Genomic DNA, 2,989 nt, shown 5'->3' with positions numbered 1-2,989 from the left:
GTGCTGGACAAACCGGTCCGCACGGCCGCGGACGTTGCCGCCCTTCCGCAGCTGACCTGGGAGGCCCTGGAGCCCATCCGCGAAGCCGTCCGGCTCACGGTGGCCGAGCTCGGCAGCACCCCGCTGATCGGCTTCGCCGGTGCGCCCTTTACCCTCGCCGCGTACATGGTGGAAGGCAAGCCTTCCCGCGACCACCTCGGCCCGCGCACCATGATGCACGCCGACCCCGAAACCTGGACTGCCCTGGCCAACTGGGCCGCCGATGCCTCGGGGATGTTCCTCCGCGCACAGCTGGAAGCCGGCGCTTCCGCCGGCCAGCTCTTCGACTCCTGGGCCGGTTCGCTGGGACTTGCCGACTACCAGCGCTTCGTTGCGCCGGCGTCGTCCCGTGCCCTGGACCATGTCCGGCACCTGGGCGCACCCCTGATCCACTTCGGCACCGGCACCTCGGAACTGCTCGTCGCGATGCGCGACGTCGGCGTTGACGTCGTGGGGGTCGACTACCGGCTGCCGCTGGACGAAGCCAACCGCCGCCTCGGCGGCACCGTCCCGCTGCAGGGCAACATCGACCCGGCACTGCTTTCGGCGCCGTGGGAAGTCCTCGAAGCCCACGTCCGAGAGGTGATCGCGGCCGGCTCCGCGGCGCCCGGGCACGTCCTGAACCTCGGCCACGGTGTGCCGCCGGAGACGGACCCTGAGGTGCTCACGCGCGTCGTCGAACTCATCCACTCCATCGCTCCGGAGTAGGGGCGTGGACGCAGGCGCCGCCGGGACTCCCGTGGAAGGTACCGCCGTTGTGATCGGGGGCGGGATTTCCGGACTGCTTGCGGCACGGGAATTCGCCCGGGCCGGGGTCCGCACCACCGTCCTGGAGGCCGGCGAGGCCTGGGGCGGCTGTGTCGGCAGCCATGTCGTGGCCGGACTGACCCTGGACAGCGGTGCGGAGTCTTTCGCCACCCGCACCGCCGCCGTAGCCGATCTCGCCGCGGAGCTGGGGCTGGCCGGCGAGATCGTCGCGCCGAACCCCGGCGGGGCCTGGGTCCAGTTGCCTGACGGCCCCCGGGAACTGCCTAAGACCGGTGTGCTGGGCATCCCGGCGAGCCCGTGGGACCCGGAAGTCCGCCGGTCGCTGGGCCTGCTGGGATCCCTCCGCGCCTCCGTCGACGCCGTGCTGCCGGCCTCGCTGGGCACCGCTGACGCGGCAACGAGCGTGTCAGCCCTGGTCCGCCGGCGGATGGGCAAGCGGGTCCTGGACCGGCTCGTCGCACCGGTGGTCGGCGGCGTGCACTCGGCCGACCCCTCAGTGCTCGACGTCGACATGGTGGCCCCCGGTCTGCGGGCCCTCATCCGCCAGCATGGTTCCCTCGCCGCCGCCGTCGCGGCCCAGCGCAGGGGAGCGGCGGTCGCCACGGGCGGACCCCCCGGACCGTCCGGAGCAGGCCAGGCCGGCGGGCTCCAGAAGGCCGGTTCCGCCGTCGCCGGGCTGCGCGGTGGCATGCACACCCTCGTCGCCGCCCTGCTGGCCGATCTGCGTCAGCGCGGAGTCACCCTGCTGCCCGGCACCGCGGCCCGGTCAGTGCGGCGCTCAGCCGACGGCTGGCGCGTGGCCACGGACCAGGCCACTTTCGACGCCGGGCTCCTCGCGGTTGCGGTCGAGGGTCCCGCCGCCGTCGGGCTGCTTGAGGAGTCCCTGCCGGAACTTGCCGGCCTCCGCCCCGATGCCGGACCCGACGTCAGCCTTGTCACGCTCGTGGTGGACCTCCCGGCCCTTGACGCGGCGCCACGCGGCACCGGCGTGCTTGTTGCCCCGCAGAGCCCGGGTGTGCAGGCCAAGGCGCTGACGCACGCCACCGCCAAATGGGCGTGGCTGGCGGAGCAGGCAGGCCCGGGAAGGCATGTGCTCCGGCTCTCCTATGGGCGGAGCACAGCTCCAGGGGCTGTTACTCCCGGGGCATTGCCCGAGTCCCGCGGCGGCGGACTGGCCGCGGCGCCGCTGGCCGCGGCGCCGCGCTCCGACGATGAACTTTTCCGCGCAGCCCTTGCTGATGCGTCGGCCCTGCTGGTGGTGCCAGTCGGCGCCGGGGACGTGGCCGATTGGGACGTGGTCCGCTGGGCCGGCGCGCTGCCGTTTGCGTCCCTGGGCCACAGGCAGCGCGTCGCGGCCGTCCGGAGCGTCTGTGCCGCGGACGGCACGCTTGCCGTGGTGGGCGGCTGGCTGTCCGGCAATGGCCTGGCAGCGATCGTGGCCGACACCCCGCAGCAGGTCCGCACCCTGTTGTCCTGAACGCTGTCCTGAACGCGGCTGCGCTGAATTTGGTGACCCTGATTTTGGCTGTCCCGAACGACGTTCCTGAGTCCCAGGCACACCTTCAGTCACAGGAATCACAGCGGTTCCAAAGGCACCCTGAGCCCCTCCGGACCCGGCGGTTTCGTGCCGGAAATTCGCGGTTTTTGCAAGTTTTTCCTGCTGGTCGATTCCGGCTAGGCTCGATGACCATGTTTATTTTCAGGTCCAAGGTGTCAACAACGAAGACCGGCCGCCATCGGGGCCTTCGAAGCGGCGCGGCGGCGGTCGCGCTCGGGGCCGTACTGGCTGGCACCGCCGGGGCTCCTGCCTCGCAGGCGGCCGCAGGGTTGTCCGCGGCGGCGTCCACCGCACCGTCCGCGCAGGGTTCGCTGACCCTCGGCCTCGGCGACGTGCTGGACAGCCTGCTGGGCTCCTCGACGACGCCGAGCCCCTCGCCGTCCGCCGGCTCGGGCGAGTCCTCCCCGTCGCCGTCGCACGGCAGCAGCCCGGAACCCAGCGACCCCGAGCCCAGTGACCCGGAACCCAGCCACCCCGAGCCCAGCGACCCCGAGCCCGAGCCCAGCGACCCGGAACCCACGTCACCGCGCACCAGTACCCCACCGGCGTCGAGCACCCCGCCCGCGAAGGTTGCGCCGCCCGCCGGGCCGCAGGACCCCGCCGCGCCGCCCGCCGCCCCGGCTC

General features: G+C 73.0%; 2 protein-coding genes and 1 pseudogene. All 3 read left to right on the top strand.

The genetic code is table 11. The features are described from left to right. The coding region (locus AC1D1S_RS20405; protein ID WP_476995359.1) for a uroporphyrinogen decarboxylase family protein at positions 1 to 747 on the top strand (747 nt) is incomplete at its 5' end. Between the two features lie 4 nt (positions 748 to 751). Next, positions 752 to 2,284, top strand: coding sequence for a protoporphyrinogen oxidase (gene hemG / locus AC1D1S_RS20400; RefSeq protein WP_476995358.1), 1,533 nt, complete (start codon positions 752 to 754; stop codon positions 2,282 to 2,284). A 212-nt stretch (positions 2,285 to 2,496) separates the two neighbouring features. After that, positions 2,497 to 2,989, top strand: a pseudogene (locus AC1D1S_RS20395) (hypothetical protein); the annotation flags it as partial.

Source organism: Arthrobacter sp. P1_A5 (assembly GCF_056406825.1).
Note: the sequence above shows the minus strand (reverse complement) of the source record. Positions and strands in the feature narration are given on the sequence as shown.